Source organism: Gemmatimonadaceae bacterium (assembly GCA_036273715.1).
Lineage (GTDB): Bacteria > Gemmatimonadota > Gemmatimonadetes > Gemmatimonadales > Gemmatimonadaceae > JADGGM01.
In genome coordinates, this window is record DASUHB010000058.1 from 1 (window position 1) to 15,658 (window position 15,658).

The window sequence follows — 15,658 nt, forward strand, 5'->3', positions numbered from 1 at the left end:
AGTGATAGTGAAACCACTGCCGCCCGCCGTCCGCAATGCCGCGTACGCGGCCGGCGAGATCGTAGTCCAGCGAGTCGCCCCCCAGGCCGGCCGTCACGCGGCGGCGACCGTCCAGGTCGTAGCCGTACGCGCGCGCGAACAGGTGGTGCGCAAAATCCCGGTAGTCCCAGGTGCTCAGGCGCACCGTGTCGGTGAGCAGGGCGCCGTTGGGCAGATAGGTGCGACGGATCTGGGCGACCGGATTGTCGGCCGTCACCAGGCGCCCCGCCGCATCGTAGCCGAACGTCGCCTCGTCCGGTCGCGGGTCCGCAAAATCGCTCGGGGCCCAGGCCAGGAATCCCGACGTGAACGCGACGCCGGGGGTCGCGCCGCCGGTCATGGTGCGCTGCACCATCTCGCCTAACGCATCGTAGGTCCACCCCACGGCCATGGTGTCGCGCGTCTCGTGCGTGATCAGGTGCCCGGCGGCGTCGTACCCGTAGCTGTCCACGCCCCCATCCGTGGCCGTGTCCGCCACCTTGCGGCCCGCCGGGTCGTAACCCAGGCGCGTCACCAGCGAGTCCAGGTGGGCCACATCCGGACGCGCCGTCCGTGTCACGCGACGCACCAGACCACCCCGATCGTAGATGGTGGCGACCGTGAGCGTCTCGGCGGGGGTCGTGTCGGGGAGATCTCCGGCCTTACGGTACGGGACGCGGGGCCCAAAGCTCTGCGTGAGCGTCGGCCGGTCGGCGAGATCGTACACCGTGCGGGTACTCGTCACCAGCGTCTGTTGCGCGTCGATGGGCGTGGTCACGAGCGTGTCGCGCCCGGTCGCGTCGCGAAAGCTGCGGGCCACGTAGCCTAACGGCGTGATCGTCGTGGCGACGTTGCCCACCGCGTCGTACGTCAAACTGTCCGCCGCGGCGTGGGTGGCCGGCCGCACACTCACGAGGCGGCCACCGCTATTGTACCCGTAGTGCACCGTGTCGCCCAACACATCGCGCCGGGTGAGAAGGTTGCCCGTCGCCGCGTCGTAGGTCATCACCGTGCTGTCGTACAACGGCGGCGCGATGACGGTCGCTTGGTCCCACACGGTGTCCCAGGCGTAGGTCGTCGTGGCGTAGGTCCGGGTGCCGAGCAGATCGTCGATGTAGGTCGTGGAATCCGTCTCGGCAATCAGATGGCCTTTGGCGTCGTACGTCGCAATGCTCGCGGCGGCGTCTAACCGGTGCTCGTGCGTCACGAGCGCAGGGAACGCGGCCGAGCTGTGGTCGAGTCGCGTCACGTGGCCGAGGGCATCGGTGATGCGGCGCGGCGCGCCGAAGGGCGTGACGCGAATGACCGTGGTGTCGCCAACGTCGGTGCGCGGGCCGTCGATGCGCGTCGCGACGACGGCCGTATCGATGGCTACTGAGCCTCGGAAGCCCTGGCTCACACTGGCGGCGATCCGCGTCGTCAGGTCTGGACCCACGCCTTTCATGCCAACGGTGGCGGTGAGGAGTTTGCCCGCGCTGTCGTAGGCAAACGTCGTCGTGGTGCCGCGGGCGTCGGTGGCGGCGCTCACGCGTCCGACGTGGTTCGGGTCGTACGCCAGGCCGATCACGCTCGTGTCGGCCGCCGTCACGCTCGCCACCTGTCGTGTCGTGCCAACCAGCGTCAGCTTGGTCGTCCGGCGCGTCGTACCGTTCGCCCCGCCTAACGGTGCCACGACGCTGTCGAGGCGGCCGCTGGCGTCGTAGAAGAAGGTGTACGTCTTGGCGGCGCTGATCGGCGCCACGGTGATCGTTTGTAGCTGTCCCAATGCAGTGTACGCGAACACCGTGCTGTCGCCGAGCCGGGTGATCGTCGCGATATGCTGGCCGGCACTGTTGAACCGCACGTGCAGCCGGTTGGGCAGATAGCGGATGTACTGTCCGCCGGCATCCTTGACCAACGAGTCGAGCCGGGTGAGGCTCGCCGCGCGATAGATGCTCGTGTGCAACGGGTCCTTGGTGTAGGTGCGCAGACTTCCGTCCCCACCCACCCAGGTGAGCGTCCCGTCCGTGGGGAAGTAGAGCCGCTCGAGGCCCGCGAGCCACCAGCCGGCGCCAAAAGCCGACTGCGACCGATCCACCACGGGAATCGTTGTCGCGAGCGTGTCGGCGAGCGTGCTGGCGCCTGTGTAGGTCATGATCTGCAACGTGGCCGCGTACACTCCCGAGTGATCGTTCGCCCCGCCCGGACCGCCGCTCAATGTGCGGCCATCGACTGCGAGCGCGATCTGACGTCCGGCGCCTGCAACCCACTGCGCCTTGGGCCACGCGCCATGATCGCGAATGACCCCGCCAACGAGGAGCGTGGCGGTGACCGAATCAGGCAGCGTGGCCTGCGGCAGAAAACTGACCCACGCCGGGACCACGACGGTGGCGGTGGCGTCGCTACTGCCGTAGAGCAGCGTTGGACTGCGGACTTCGCCTAACGTGCGCACGGTCGATGTGCCGATGGCCAACCGCAGGTCGCCGCATTCATCCGCGGTTCCGGCGGTACCAACGTCGACCGCCACGCACATCGCGCGCTCGATCCGCCCCGGGGCCCACACCGAGTCGAGCGACGCGACGGGCAGGTCCTTGGGTTGCGCCTTCAGCAGAATGATCCCGTGCACCGTGAGCGACCCCGCCACCGCGTTGAGTTGTACCCGGCCAGATGTGCCCGTGGCCCCCGCCGTGAACGTGGCCTCAATACGCGTGCTGTCGTTGGGCGCGAGCGTCGCGCTCGCTGGCGACGGCGGGCTGCTACACGTCACACCCGTGCAGGAAAGCGTCAGCGCAAAACTCTCGCGCACGTTCCCAGCGTTTCGGAGCCAGAAGTTATAGGTGGTCGCGAGACCGGCAGCCACCGGCACGGCAGCGCTGTCGGGAGTTGCCGCCGCTGCAACGACGGGCGTGATTGTGTGGACGTTGACACTGCCTGAAACCGGCGAATGCGGGTTGAGTACGGGCGCCGCGAGAATCGTCACGGCGCCAGTTTTGCCAGCGGCGGTACTCGGCGTCTGGTAGCTCACTGAGTCGATCGTGCTGTCACCAGCGTTGAGCGTGTCGGCCGTGGGCGTCAGAACCGTACAAGCAGTTACGCCGTCGCCGCTACATGAGGCGCTCAGAGTAAACGTGTACGGTTCGTGGCCGATGTTCTTGACGCGGAATCTCTGAGTGAACGTGCTGCCCGCCCCGCGACGGAGCAGTGCTGAATCAGCTGTCGCGACGTCAAGCACCGTATACACATAGGTTGCGTCCTGCTCGTCGCAGTTGCCGGCATCATCGCAACGAAAGGCCGAAACGGTGTTTCCTTCCGGCAAGAGCGTCACGATTCCGGTCGAGTGAAACATCGCGGGACCGATGCAGGTTTCGACCGTATTTCCCAGCGAGTCCGGCAACGCGGGGACGATTTCCACTCCGTTGAGCGCGACGATCGGATGCGTTTCATCGAGCTTGTCGTTGTCGCACCAGTCGACAACCAAGGTATCCACCCGCACATTCCGCGAAACGCTGCCGGGGCGAATCGCGATGACAGGGGGCGAACGGTCTCCGCCCTGGTTACAGACAGTGATCGACGTTGTGTCCGTCGTACAACTGCCTAACGAGCCCACCACCGACACGCCGACCGTGTCAGCGGCTATGTTGCCCGCATCTCCGCCGTGCGCCGTCAAGCTCAGTGTCCCCACCTGATTGGAGTCGCCGGGCGTGTAGCTGACAAACACCAACTCAGTGGCGCCGGCCGGCACGGTCATACTGGGCGACACGGAACAACTCGTGATGCCGTTACCCGAGCACGACTGGCTCAGTGTCACGGTCGTGGAAGTTGGGCCGCTGTTGGATACGCCGAAGCCAATGCTCCCAGGGATCAAGTAGTAGGCATTGAATTCCGCGAGCGGCTGGAGTCGCCGTACTCCCACCGTAACCGGGACCGTGACACGATAGGTGCCTGCATCGGCGCTCGACGCACCGGCCGGCGGCGTCGCCGTCAGCGTGACGCTGCCCGTTGTCCCGCTTGTTACGGCGGTGTAAGACACGTTCACGTTGCTCGTCGCGCCCGCCGCGACCGACACGGATGCTGGCGCAGTGCAGGTCCAGCCAGTTGGGCAGGTCGCGGATAGCGTGTAGGTCGCGGAACTGGCGGTGGTGTTTTTCACGCCGAACACGACCGTATCGCGTACGGTCGCGTAGCTCGTCCGCGTTCCAGCATCCGGCGTCACGGCGACCAATTGCGTGAACGTGTACGTCACCGTGGCCGTGGTCAGATGCCCGGCGCCGTCCCTGATCTGCGCGGAGAGTGTGTTGGTACCGGCCAATAACGTAACGGTGCCTACTGACTTGGCCTCGTCGCCGCACCGAGATGGCGTGACGTTCACATAGCTGAACTGCGACGTGACAGTAGCGCCGTTGAAGGTGATCGAGCGCGAGCTGGCGGCGAGCGCGTTGTCGTCGCACCAGTCGATCGTCACGGTCTGGAGCGAGGCGCCGAAGGTTGAGGTCGGCGGTTCGATGTCGACGGTCGGCGGCGTGTCCCCAGGGCCGCACGTGAGGCAGATGCCGTTAGGAGTACTTACTGCCGGAGCGGCGCTGTCCGGCCGGGTGGTCGTGTCCGGCTGCTGCGCCGTGGCCACGCGGACAGGCAGCATGACTCCTGCGCCGGCACAAAACACGAGCACCACGGCGGCGCGGAGGAAGCGCCAGCGGATTGCGATACGAGCGGTTGCACGCACGAGACGCCTCTGCATTGAGGAACCGATTCCGCCCCGACCTCGGGGCGCGCACCGGCCATCTCATGTCACATTGCGTGCCCGAGGCGCCTCGCGCCTAACTCGAAGTCGGTTAGGCACTTGGCCTTTCCGGCGGCCCGCGTAACTTTTCGGTTTTCCCGGCGCCGTGAGAACTGGATGCGAAAAGTGTGAAAACTGAGATCTCGTCGAAACGCCGCGCCGCGCATGCAGCGAGACTGTGCGCGCGGTCATCAATCGGCTGGTGGCCGACGCGGCTCTCCAGCCGGGCTAGCGTCCTCCGCCGCGCCGCATCGCGACTGTCGTGGCGCATTGCGATCGGACTTGGAACGCACGTACCGGGGCGTCGGAAGCCCAAGCCTTCGAAGCCACCGGTAGATCGTGCCCTGGGAAACACCGAGCCGTCTCGCAGTTTCCGGGATGCTGCCACGCTCTTCATGAATCACAAGCGCGAGATGCCGGCGGAGTGCAGCGGCATCAACAGAGTATGAGCGAAGCTCTGGACTCATCGCCACACTGTCACCACGCATCGCTCTGTCCGAGGTACCGTGATCGTGGAGCGCGACACCGACGTCCCATGCCGACAAGCAACCGTACTCTTCGGCCAAACCGGTCGCGTACTCCACGACGTGGCGAAGCTCACGGACATTACCCGGCCAGGTATGCGCCTGTAACATGGCCACCGCTTGCGGACTCACCTCGAGCTTGTGCGTTAGGCTTACCGATCGCGCGAAGTAGTGGACGAGCTCCGGGATATCCTCGGGCCGGTCGGCCAATGCCGGCACGCGCAGCACGGCCGCTCCCAAACGATGATACAGATCTTCCCGGAATCGTTGTTGCCGAACGAGCCCCTCGATGTCGGCATTCGTTGCTGCCAGTGTGCGAAAATTGCTCCGGCGATCGCGTTCGGCGCCCAACGGCCGAAAGTAGCCGAGATCAAGGGCACGTAACAGCTTCACCTGGTTTGGGAATGAGAGATCACCGATCTCGTCCAGAAAGAGCGTTCCGGCGTCCGCTTCGGCAAGATGGCCCAGCTTGTTACCGGTCGCGTTTGTAAACGCGCCACGAACATGGCCAAAGAACGAATCCTCGAAGATCGTGTCGGCGATCGCGCCCACATTCACTGCAACGAATTCTCCTTGGCGGCCGCTCGCGCCGTGCAAGGCGCGTGCGACGAGCTCTTTGCCGGCACCGGTCGGACCGATGATCAGTACCGGCACATGCATCCGCGCCACCTGCGCGATCCGCGCCCGCAACCGCTGCATCGCCTCCGACTGCCCGATGAGAGCCGATTCGGAACGGTCATCCGGTCTCCTGACCGCGATAGTCATGGGTTCACCGCTTGCGCTTTCTTCAGCATGGGAGATGTCAGGCTGTCTGCATCGGCATCTGTGCGGATCACGTGAGGCGTGAGGAACAGATACAGCTCATCATCCGTCATGTCGCGACTCGCATGGCCAAACAGGCCGCCGATCAGCGGGATCTTCGATAGGAGTGGGATGCCGCCCTGGTTGGTGTCGTGTTGGCGGTCCGACAGACCGCCCAGCGCCACCGTCTGGCCATCCTTGATGAGCAACTCGGTCTGTACCGACCGCGTGGAGATGACAGGCGCGTCGAATGCAACTTCGGCGGTGGCGTTGTCCACTTCCTGGCTCACCTGCAGCACCACGTATCCATCGGGGCTGATCGTGGGGGACACGGTGAGTTTGGTGCCGACATCTTTGTATTGCACCACCTGGTCTTGCGTTGCTTCATCGTTAGGCAGCGCGCGGGACACCTGCACGAAAGGGCGCTGGCTACCGACATTGATACTCGCGACCTCGTTGTTGGAGGCGATGACCACCGGGCGGCTGAGGATGCGGACCTCTCCCTGTTCTTCCGCCGCGCTGAGCGTCGCATTGATGTTCAATCGCCCGAGATTCATGATCTGCAAGACGAAGTCACTGACACCGGAGTTGCCATTGACCGTCTCCGCGACGGTGGTTTTCCCGTGGTTCACCGATGCCGGCGGAGCGTTGCCGTTCACCCCGAAGGTCAAACTCCAGTTCCGCTGCACCTCGGCGATCACGACCTCGATGAGGACCTGCAGCGGCCGCGTATCGAGTTGGTCGACGGCGGCCTGAATGAGCGCGTAGTCATGCGCTGACGCCCGAATCAGGAGACTGTTGCTACGTGGATCCGGCACGATGGTCACGTCGCCGTTGAACGTCGCCGCGCGGCTCACCACCGCGGGGGACGAATTGTCTGGCGGAGAAAGGCCGGCCGCCGGAACGTGATTGGCTTCGAGCTGCTGGCTGAGCGTCGGCGGTTGGGCGTTTGGCCCGGCACCGATTTCGCCTAACGCACTGGCCTTGCCGTAGAGGGCGTTCACGGTAGCGGCGACATCGGCCGCGCGCGCGTGATGCAGCCGGATCACGAACAGTTGAATAGCCTGAGTCGCACTCCCCACTCCCCCCACGCCGCGCGCAGGGGTGGGCGCCGCAGCTGGCGGATGTGCCTCGCGCGTGCCGACGCGATACAGTCCAGAGTCGCTGACCAACGATAGGTTCTGGCTCTCGAGGAGGCTCTCGAGAAGCTGGCGCACATCACTCCGCGGCACCGGATGCGGCATCTCGAGCGACACTCGTGCACCCGCCGCCATCGGACCGAATACCACTGGCCGATCGAGATAGGGCGCCAGTGCCTGCACTGCCGCACGGAGGTCGGCATCCACGAGGTGGATGCGGACGCTGTCGCCGCTCCCACTCACCGGGAGCTGATCTATGGAGTCGGCCGAGGCCTTGGCAGGCGTCGGCCGAGTCGCGGCCTGTTGGGCCGGGAGTATGATCGGAGAGAGAAGCATTAAGGCGGTGATGCGAGTGCGCAGCATGATCAATTCTGTTTGGTCGTGAGATGCCACACGGTGTCGAGGCCCGAGATGGTGACACCGTCGGCGGACACTCTCGTGACGCGAAGGCCGCCGGCCGTGTCGCGCGCGTGAACCAGAACGCTTCCGTCGTGCGCAGGAATCCCGTTGACTAGCGCGGCCCACGGCGGGCCGCCGACGATGCCGACGAGGGAGAGCACCGGCTTGGGCGGGGAGGGCGGCGCGGCGCTCACGGCGCTGTCGCCGCTGGTCCGATAGGCAACCGCGGCAGGCTTGCGATCAAGACGGAATGCATCGCGGTCGACGATCCGGGATGTGAGGATCGTAAGCGAATCGACGGACGGTATCGGCGATACGGGCGGCACGGGCCACACCGTAGCGGCCGCAGCCACATGCGGCGAGAGGGCACGCCGCCAGAGCGCGCCGGTTACGCCCAACGCAAGAAGGGTAAGGCTCCAGAGCGCCAACTCGATGGTACGGGACCTCATGGCGACGTTTCCATCGCCCCTCTGCGCCACGGACTTTCCACCGTCAGCTCCGCGTTCAGCACTTCGGCGCGGTTAGGCGGCGCGGCGCCATCCGCGGCGTCGATGGAGAGCGCGCGAATGGTGAGTGCGAGGGCGCCGCCTTCGAGACCCGCGACGAAGCTCCCGAGTCCCTGGATGTCTCCGACGGCCGTCGCATGTATGCGCACGGGGACAAAGGCTTGTGACGCGCCCGAATCCACACGAATGTCGAGCGCTCCGATCGTGACGCCGGTGCGCTCTCCCACACTCGAGATCGCGGCAGCGAGTGCCGCGCCGGCGGCGGCCGGAGTATCACCATCCAACCACGTGGATCGCAGCGCCGCGAGGCGTGTGCTGCGCGCAACGAGGGAATCGTGTACCGCACGTTGGTCCACAAGGGCCGCTTGCTTGCGCCCAAGGTCCAGTGACGCAACGCTTGCCCGTGCGAGGGACGCTTGCTCCCACCGGCGCCACGCAGGAAAGCCGCGGCCGCCAACAACAAGGGCCGCGATGATGACAACGCCGACCCGGATGGCGCGGCGATCGCGTGGCGCGAAGGTCAGTGTAGGTACAGTCACGGGACACGTGCCGGAAGAAGACGAAACTGCACGGTGACTCGCTCGATGGTCCTTCCACCGGCGCTTTCACGCGTCACGGGTCCGATGATCTGCGGTGACGCGATCCCGGGCATTCGCTCCACTGCATCAACGACAGCTGCCGCATGAGGCGCCAGCGCAACCACGCTGGCTAACCCTGAGCTGTCGACTTGAAACGCGACCAACGCTGCGCTATCGGGCAGACCGCGCGTTACCTCAGCGAGCAAGAGCGTCATGGATTGACGCGACGCAGAGAGATCCGAGAGCGCGCGTAAGGCGGTGCTCACCCTCGCAAGCTTGGACAGATCGTGCTCGGCGGTTCCAGCGCGAGCTGCGATCAGGGTCGCGCGCGCGCGGTCGCGGTGCAATGCAACCGATGTTGCGGCGCCGGGCGACAGGAGAGCGACGGAGATCGCCGACAGGCACGCGGCCCCTGCAATCCTCCGCGCACGGCGCCTGGAGCCGACATCTGGAACCGCGGCTGCAGGACGTGCGACAACTGTGTCATGCCCGCAACTCAGCGCGGCGCCCGCGGCATCGACTGCATCCGGTGAAGACTCGAGTGACGATAGCGCATCGATCAACTGCGGGAAGGCTGATGCGTGCTCGGCGACCGGCATACGCCGCACCGACAGCGGACCCGCTGCGCCATATGTGATGCTTAACTGCACGCGGCCGTCCTTCCAGGTCACCGACCCGCCGCGAATGGCGCGTCGCAGCGCCATGGCGGTTGGGATCACGTACCGAAGGGACAATCCCACATCCCGGCAGGCGCCGGCCACCTCGGCTACGACTGGTGCGTCGAACGCCGCGATCCAAACGCGAGCGCGGCCTTCGATCAATGCCTCCGAAATCGTGAGCGCGACACCGTTGCGCACAAAGAATCGACCGGCGTTCTCCCGGACCATCGCGGCGAGCGCCCGCGGCTGACCGATTGGCGGCAGTCCCGTAAGGCACCTGAGCTGCGAGACCGATGGCCCGAACGCCGCCGTGACCGTCACCGGCAGAATGCCGCGCCGTGGACACGCAGCCAGTAGAGCGCGGAGCGCGTGACCGAGCGGCGCGTCCGGGTCGAGGCGCCGCGACGCCGCCCATCGAACCGAGCCGCCAACGAGCAAGACCGCGCTCACGCGATCATCGGCGATGCCCAAACCGAGGCTGCGTCGACCGATGTTCATTCGACGCGCGCCCTGCGGCGAACGATGGCCGCTCGTTGTCCCGCCCGGACCAGCCGCAACTCCACGACTTCCGTCGCGCGCGGCACACCCGACCATCCGCGGGCGGTGAGAATCCACGCATCCGGCTCGGCCGTCGCGCGGCGGGACACGTCCGGATAACTCGCAATCACCGCGTCGCGTGCGTTAGGCGAAAGCGAGGCGCTGAATGCCAGCAAACTTCCGACGCGCCCGCCCCGAGCGCGTATCTCGGCGATGCGGCCGAGCGCCTCATCTCCGAGACCGGGCAGCGATGCGATCACGGCCAACGGAGCTCGATCCAGCACGATGCGATCGGAGTCGACGCCGAACAGCCGCTCGAGCCCGCGAAAATTCTCGAGGCCCCGTACACGTTGGAGCTCGCGCGCGTCGCCCAATGGCGCGTTGCGCGGCGGCACCCTGTCATGCGAGATATACCAACTCGCTTCTGCGCCGTTCGCCCTCGCGACTTGATCTGGGTCGCGCCAATCCAGTATTGCATCGCCAAGCGAGTCCGCCGTGAACGGCGCAGTACCAGCGGCAATGAACACGCGCGTCAATGCTGCCTTGTCCGCCGTGTTCACGTCGATAGTCATGCCGGCGGCGCGAAGATCGGCGACGCAATCGGTATCCGCTACGAATGGTCCGGTGGTCGTGCCTTCAGGCGAGAAGCGATCGAGCATCTCCCACACGGTGCTGTCGCCGGACGACCGAGCCGCAGCCCTCAGAGCGTCGCCGATGATTGCCTCGGACTGATTGACACAGTCCTCGGCTGCCCATCCGGCGACCAACAGCGCCCGCCTATTGTGGGCTGCCGTGGCAGCGCGCCGGGCGACGAGCGCGAGGGAGAGGCCCGCGGCGCCCACGCCGACCATCACCCACAAGACGGCGAGCAGCACGAACCCGCGGCGAGGCAGCGACATTGTCATCCCCGCGGCCCGATGCGAAGGATGAGCGTGTCCGTGCCCTCGTGATACCGCAACACCGCGCCGATTGCTAACGGAGCAGTCACGCCGGCGCCCCATTGCTCCAGCCACCGTCCACCGCCCGCGGCACTCTGCAGATACTGGAACGAACCGTGCTCGAAGCCACGTACCAGCACGACCGGACGGGCGCCGATGTTCGCGACGAGCGCCTCGTGACCGGCGGCAGAGTCGAATGACAGGGCGACCTCGCATCGCTCCTGCCATCCGTATGGCACGTCGCACCAACTCGAGAAGTGCACCTGGCGGTTGTCTCCCGCCACGGATCCGGTTCCGGGCGTGCCGACCTCGATATTTCCAACGAGGGCGCGAAGCGTTTCCTTGCCATTCGCCCGACCATCCGCGACGACCGCAGCTGCCGCGAGCGCGCGCTCGCGATCGGATAGCGCCGAGAGCATGGCATGAGCGGCGACCAGCACGATGCTGCCGATCAGGAGAGCGACTACAACTTCCATGAGTGTGAATCCGTTAGCGCGCGGCATGCTTGGCGTCCACCGGGCGAAACAACGACGTGTGCAATACCGGACGCGCCGCTGAATCGTAGAGGTCGACCGTATACAGGTTCGAGTTGACGCGTTCGATGCGCATTTGCCACTCGCCTTCCGCGCGATCGCCGAGGTGCCGGTCCAGGTCCGCGCGCGGCCACAGGGCGACCGCCTGGAGGAAATCATCGGCTCTCACGACATCGTCATTTGCAGCCACGGCTCGAGCGACGGCACGGAGGGACGCGTCGGCGAGAGCGACCATAGTCGCTGCGCTTACGGCGAGGATCGTGAGACCCACGATCACTTCGAGCAACACCAGACCCCTGCGCGCGTTAGGCCGGGTGATTGGTTCAATGCGCGGCACTGGGCGCTCCGGTTATTTCGTCAATGCCTAACGAGTGGTACGCTAGAACGCGCCCGTCGGGAAATGCGGTGACTGGAAGCGGCCCTGTCTCACCGCTCACCGTGATCGTGACGGCATGGCCCGACGCGATTGCGGAATCGCGGCAGGTTTGTATCGCGCTTCGGATCGGATCCACGTGTGGCACAGGCCGCGCAGTGCGCGCGGTCAGCCCGACAACGCCCGTGATCAAAGCGAGCAGCACGAGCACGACCAGGAGCTCGACCAATGTTACGCCGCGCGGTCTTGGCGCTATCATCATTACGTTGGGCGAACGCTGTAGATGGCCTGCAGCAACGCAGCAGCGACGAGCGCGACGACGGCTCCGAACACGACGATGAGGAACGGCTCCAGGAGTTGCACGGCGCCGCGAACCGTTCTCGTCGCCCGCTCTGCCTCGAGACGGCCGGCATGCGCAAGCATGTCCGCTAACGCGCCGGTTTCCTCTCCGGCTCGCACCAGCCGGCACGCCACCGCAGTCAGCGCTTCGTGTTCCGCGAAGGCAGCGGACAAGCGATGTCCGGCGATCACCGATGCGCGCACCGCATGCACTCGCGCCGCGATTGCCGCGTCGCCACTGGCCCGCGCCACATGGGCGAGCGCGACCGATAGCGGGACACCGCTTTCGAGCAGCGCCGCGAGCGCTGTGCACACCTGTCCGCTCGACGCGGATCGCCGCACTCCTCCCAACACGGGCGTACGCAACAGCGATGCGTGCCAGGATACGGCGCCGTGCGGCGAGGCCACCCAAGCGCGCCACACGGCTACGAGAATGAGTGATGCTGCGAGGGCAGGAAGGAGCGCGGCTCGCGCAACCGATGACGCATTGAGAACGAACCGCGTCGTGGGCGGGAGCGCCTGGCCGAGGTCCGCGAGGATCGCGCCGAATCGCGGGAGTACCACGCCAACCAAGATGGCGACGGATGTCGTCCCGGCTACGGCGAGAATGGCTGGATACACGAGCGCGGCTCGGATCGCCGATTGCGTGGCCGCGGTCTCCTCCAACATTTCCGCGGCGCGTCCAACGGCCCGCGCGAGACCGCTGCCTGCCTCGCCCGCTTCCATGACGCCGAGCACGACCGATGGGACCGACAGGCCGCTGCGCTCGAGGGCCACGCCTAACGGCGCTCCTTCGCGCACCGCCCGTTGCATGGCCGGAAGGGACCGGCTCCAACCTGAGGGAACGAGCTCCGGCATGGCTGCAAGCGCTTTACTTACCGGAAGCCCGCTGTCGAGGAGCGTGGAGAGCACGCGCAGTCCAAGCGCCATCTCGGTGGCGCGCAGTCGCGTGGTTCCTGACGAGTAAGATCGAGCGGGCCGAAGGCTCACCGTCCAGAGGCCCTGCGCGCTCAAAGCGCGCGCGGCGTCGTCGCGCGTATCCGCCGCGAGAACGCCGTTCTCGAGGCTGCCGTCGGCGCGAGCCGCGCGATAGGCGAACCGCGAGACCGTCGTCATTGGTGCACCGGGCCGCCCCACGACGTAATGTCCATGTCCTCGTCGATCCCGCCGACCTTGCCGTCTCTGCCTAACGTGTACAGATCGTAGGAGGTGGGATTCGCGAGGCCCGGCGCCACGTACAGATAGGGCCGGCCCCACGGATCCAACGGGACGTCTTTGCGCAGGTACGGCCCTCGCCAATTGCGCGGGATCGCACCAGCGACCGGTTTGGCACGAAGCGCCGCGAGCCCTTGTTCGGTCGCCGGGTACGCATCGTTATCCAGCCGGTAGGCGTCAAGCGCGAGCACGAAGATCTCGATTTGGCTCTTGGCCGCATCCGTCTTTGCATCCCCGACGTTACGGAATATCGACGGCGCAACCACTGCGACCAGCGTGGCGATGATCGCGAGGACAACGAGCAGCTCGAGGAGTGTGAATCCGCGTCGCGCGCGCCAGATGTTAGAGCGGTGCGACACGGAGCACCTCCTCGACTGTCGTCAGTCCCAGGCCGACCTTCCTCCATGCATCGTCGAGCAACGCCCGCCAGCCGCCGGCCTTACCGAGCGCACAGAGTTCGCTGTGAGGAGCTCCTCGCGCAACCGCATCGCGCATGGCGTCATCGAGCGCCACCAGCTCGAAGACACCGATGCGGCCGGAATAGCCTGTGCCGCGACAGTCCGCGCAGCCGATGCCGTGCATGAGTGCCGCCGCCCGTAGCGACTCTGGCAGCGAACGGCGATTGCGCATTGCGGGCGCGTCGACCGCTTGCGCGCAGGACGGGCAAATGCGCCGCACCAACCGCTGCGCCATCACGGCCTCAAGCGTCGCCGCCGCGAGATACCGCGGGACACCGAGGTCGATCAGCCTCGGGATGGCGCCTAACGCGTCATTGGTATGCAGCGTCGAGAAGACCAGGTGACCGGTCATGGCGGCCTGAACGGCGAGCGCGGCCGTTTCACCATCGCGCATCTCGCCAACCATCAGGACGTCCGGGTCCTGACGCAGGATCGAGCGGAGGACGGTTGCGAACGAGACGCCGGCTTGCGTGTGGACGGGTACCTGCGTGATACCGGGCAGTTGGTATTCGACCGGATCTTCCACCGTGATGATTTTCTCGGCGCCAGCATCGCGGAGCCCGAGGGCGGAGTAGAGCGTGGTGGTTTTCCCCGACCCCGTTGGTCCCGTGACCAGGAGCATGCCGTGCGGCTTCTGCGCGAGCGCCGCGACCCGGTCGAGAATCGCCGGCGGCATGCCCAACGCATCAAGAGCCACCGGGCGGCCACCGCGGTCGAGCACACGCAGCACAACGCTCTCGCCGTGGAGTGTCGGTACCGTGGACACGCGCACGTCGAGCTCGCGGTCGGCGAGGCGGACGCGAATGCGGCCGTCTTGCGGCCTCCGGCGCTCGGCGATGTCTAACTCAGCCATCAGTTTTAGGCGCGAGAGAACCGCTGCCTCCAGGCCGTTGGGCGGATCCGGCGCGGGCACCAGCATGCCATCGAGGCGGAAGCGAACGAGCAGGCGCGTGCGGGCGGCCTCGAGGTGGATGTCGCTCGCCCGCGCTCTGACGGCTTCGCCCACGAGAAAGTTGACGTATGCGGCGACAGGCGCGGAGTTCGCCACATCGCGAACATCAGCCACGAGCGCATCGTCGTCCTCGCGCGAAACCGTGAGCGTGGCGTCGCCGGCGCTCGTCAAGCGGGCGATCAGCCGTTCAACTTCGTGACGCGGCATCTCCTCGGCGACGATGCGCCGCCCGTAGACGACGGCAAGGTCGTCCAGCGCGTCCGGTACGACGGCGTCGGGTGCTGTGGCGACGACTAACGCGCCGTCCGGCGCGAAGAGCCGTGGACAGACGCGATGGTAGAGGAGGTACTCGCGCGAGATACCGCTGGCGAGCGGGACGGCATCGTCGATCAGAGGATGGGACATGAGCAGCATCGCTCCAGCACGCGCGCGCCGCCGTGCCGAGACGTGTCGCGGCGCCGAGGCGCTTCGGAAAACGGAGGCGGCAAGCTAACCGCTCAGCTTCCGTAAGGCAACAATGATATTCAAATTTGGACGCGCCGATGACCTGGAGTCATCCCCGTTAGGCGGGCATGACGCGCTGAGGCCGCCAAGTTTGCGCTCGGCGCTCTGCAGGGTGGCATTCGCAATTTGTCACTTTTCGCACCTTGTGCCACGAATTTGGCGACACATGCAAAAAGTGAGAATTTGGCCGGCCGGTTCGGCAGCGCGAGCAGGGATAATGCTGGACAACCACCGTGGAAACCATGCGCGCGGCAGAGTGCTCGCCAGCACCGGGCTGGCGGAGAGCGATCTCGAGGCCTTCTCGACGTTAGGCCGTGCGCCGGACGACCAAGCTGGCACTGGTAGGCACGACGCGACACGCGCCGAGCATGACGGCTCTGGTGCGTCGCGTGACCCGGCGGGCCGCAAGGTGGCGGACACGGCCAC

General features: G+C 66.2%; 13 protein-coding genes. 1 reads left to right on the top strand and 12 read right to left on the bottom strand.

Annotated elements, in window-relative coordinates:
- From VFW04_12385 to VFW04_12440, 12 genes are all read right to left on the bottom strand, one after another.
- Positions 1 to 4,636 (bottom strand): hypothetical protein (locus VFW04_12385; protein ID HEX5180123.1); only part of this gene is annotated, 4,636 nt, incomplete at its 3' end.
- Positions 4,637 to 4,968: 332 nt separating this feature from the next.
- The gene (locus VFW04_12390; protein ID HEX5180124.1) at positions 4,969 to 6,066 is read right to left on the bottom strand and encodes a sigma-54 dependent transcriptional regulator; all 1,098 of its coding nucleotides are present in this window, start codon (positions 6,064 to 6,066) and stop codon (positions 4,969 to 4,971) included.
- Positions 6,063 to 7,604: a secretin N-terminal domain-containing protein gene (locus VFW04_12395; GenBank protein HEX5180125.1), complete on the bottom strand. Its 1,542-nt coding sequence runs from the start codon at positions 7,602 to 7,604 to the stop codon at positions 6,063 to 6,065. Before VFW04_12395 ends, VFW04_12390 begins: the two co-directional genes overlap by 4 nt.
- A 2-nt stretch (positions 7,605 to 7,606) precedes the next feature.
- Positions 7,607 to 8,089 carry a hypothetical protein gene (locus VFW04_12400; GenBank protein ID HEX5180126.1) on the bottom strand — a complete coding sequence of 161 codons (483 nt, stop codon included), beginning with the start codon at positions 8,087 to 8,089 and terminating at the stop codon, positions 7,607 to 7,609.
- On the bottom strand, positions 8,086 to 8,502 hold the full coding sequence (locus tag VFW04_12405; GenBank protein HEX5180127.1) for a GspMb/PilO family protein: 417 nt from the start codon (positions 8,500 to 8,502) through the stop codon (positions 8,086 to 8,088). Before VFW04_12405 ends, VFW04_12400 begins: the two co-directional genes overlap by 4 nt.
- Before the next feature lie 179 nt (positions 8,503 to 8,681).
- Entirely contained in the window at positions 8,682 to 9,881 is a 1,200-nt protein-coding gene (locus tag VFW04_12410) for a hypothetical protein (protein HEX5180128.1), read from the bottom strand.
- A complete protein-coding gene (locus VFW04_12415; protein ID HEX5180129.1) occupies positions 9,878 to 10,819 on the bottom strand; it encodes a hypothetical protein in 942 nt (313 codons plus the stop codon). The genes VFW04_12410 and VFW04_12415 overlap by 4 nt, the downstream gene beginning before the upstream one ends.
- Before the next feature lie 2 nt (positions 10,820 to 10,821).
- A complete protein-coding gene (locus VFW04_12420) occupies positions 10,822 to 11,361 on the bottom strand; it encodes a prepilin-type N-terminal cleavage/methylation domain-containing protein (GenBank protein HEX5180130.1) in 540 nt (179 codons plus the stop codon).
- On the bottom strand, positions 11,348 to 11,728 hold the full coding sequence (locus VFW04_12425; GenBank protein HEX5180131.1) for a hypothetical protein: 381 nt from the start codon (positions 11,726 to 11,728) through the stop codon (positions 11,348 to 11,350). The genes VFW04_12420 and VFW04_12425 overlap by 14 nt, the downstream gene beginning before the upstream one ends.
- A 297-nt stretch (positions 11,729 to 12,025) precedes the next feature.
- Positions 12,026 to 13,219 carry a type II secretion system F family protein gene (locus VFW04_12430; protein HEX5180132.1) on the bottom strand — a complete coding sequence of 398 codons (1,194 nt, stop codon included), beginning with the start codon at positions 13,217 to 13,219 and terminating at the stop codon, positions 12,026 to 12,028.
- Positions 13,216 to 13,677 (bottom strand): type II secretion system major pseudopilin GspG, encoded by a 462-nt coding sequence (gspG, locus tag VFW04_12435; GenBank protein ID HEX5180133.1) that lies wholly within the window; start codon positions 13,675 to 13,677, stop codon positions 13,216 to 13,218. Before gspG ends, VFW04_12430 begins: the two co-directional genes overlap by 4 nt.
- Complete coding sequence (locus VFW04_12440) at positions 13,661 to 15,133, bottom strand: GspE/PulE family protein (protein HEX5180134.1); 1,473 nt, start codon at positions 15,131 to 15,133, stop codon at positions 13,661 to 13,663. Before VFW04_12440 ends, gspG begins: the two co-directional genes overlap by 17 nt.
- Before the next feature lie 316 nt (positions 15,134 to 15,449).
- Here VFW04_12440 and VFW04_12445 point away from each other — a divergent pair.
- Positions 15,450 to 15,658, top strand: a 209-nt coding sequence (locus VFW04_12445; protein HEX5180135.1) for a hypothetical protein, incomplete at its 3' end; no start/stop codon positions are given.

Bases quoted from the DNA above. Each gene is read 5' to 3' on its own strand.
- VFW04_12440 (HEX5180134.1), bottom strand. From the start codon at position 15,133: ATGTCCCATCCTCTGATCGACGATGCCGTCCCGCTCGCCAGCGGTATC.
- VFW04_12430 (HEX5180132.1), bottom strand. From the start codon at position 13,219: ATGACGACGGTCTCGCGGTTCGCCTATCGCGCGGCTCGCGCCGACGGC.
- VFW04_12400 (HEX5180126.1), bottom strand. From the start codon at position 8,089: ATGAGGTCCCGTACCATCGAGTTGGCGCTCTGGAGCCTTACCCTTCTT.
- VFW04_12420 (HEX5180130.1), bottom strand. From the start codon at position 11,361: ATGCCGCGCGCTAACGGATTCACACTCATGGAAGTTGTAGTCGCTCTC.
- VFW04_12415 (HEX5180129.1), bottom strand. From the start codon at position 10,819: ATGTCGCTGCCTCGCCGCGGGTTCGTGCTGCTCGCCGTCTTGTGGGTG.
- VFW04_12410 (HEX5180128.1), bottom strand. From the start codon at position 9,881: ATGAACATCGGTCGACGCAGCCTCGGTTTGGGCATCGCCGATGATCGC.
- VFW04_12395 (HEX5180125.1), bottom strand. From the start codon at position 7,604: ATGCTGCGCACTCGCATCACCGCCTTAATGCTTCTCTCTCCGATCATA.
- VFW04_12390 (HEX5180124.1), bottom strand. From the start codon at position 6,066: ATGACTATCGCGGTCAGGAGACCGGATGACCGTTCCGAATCGGCTCTC.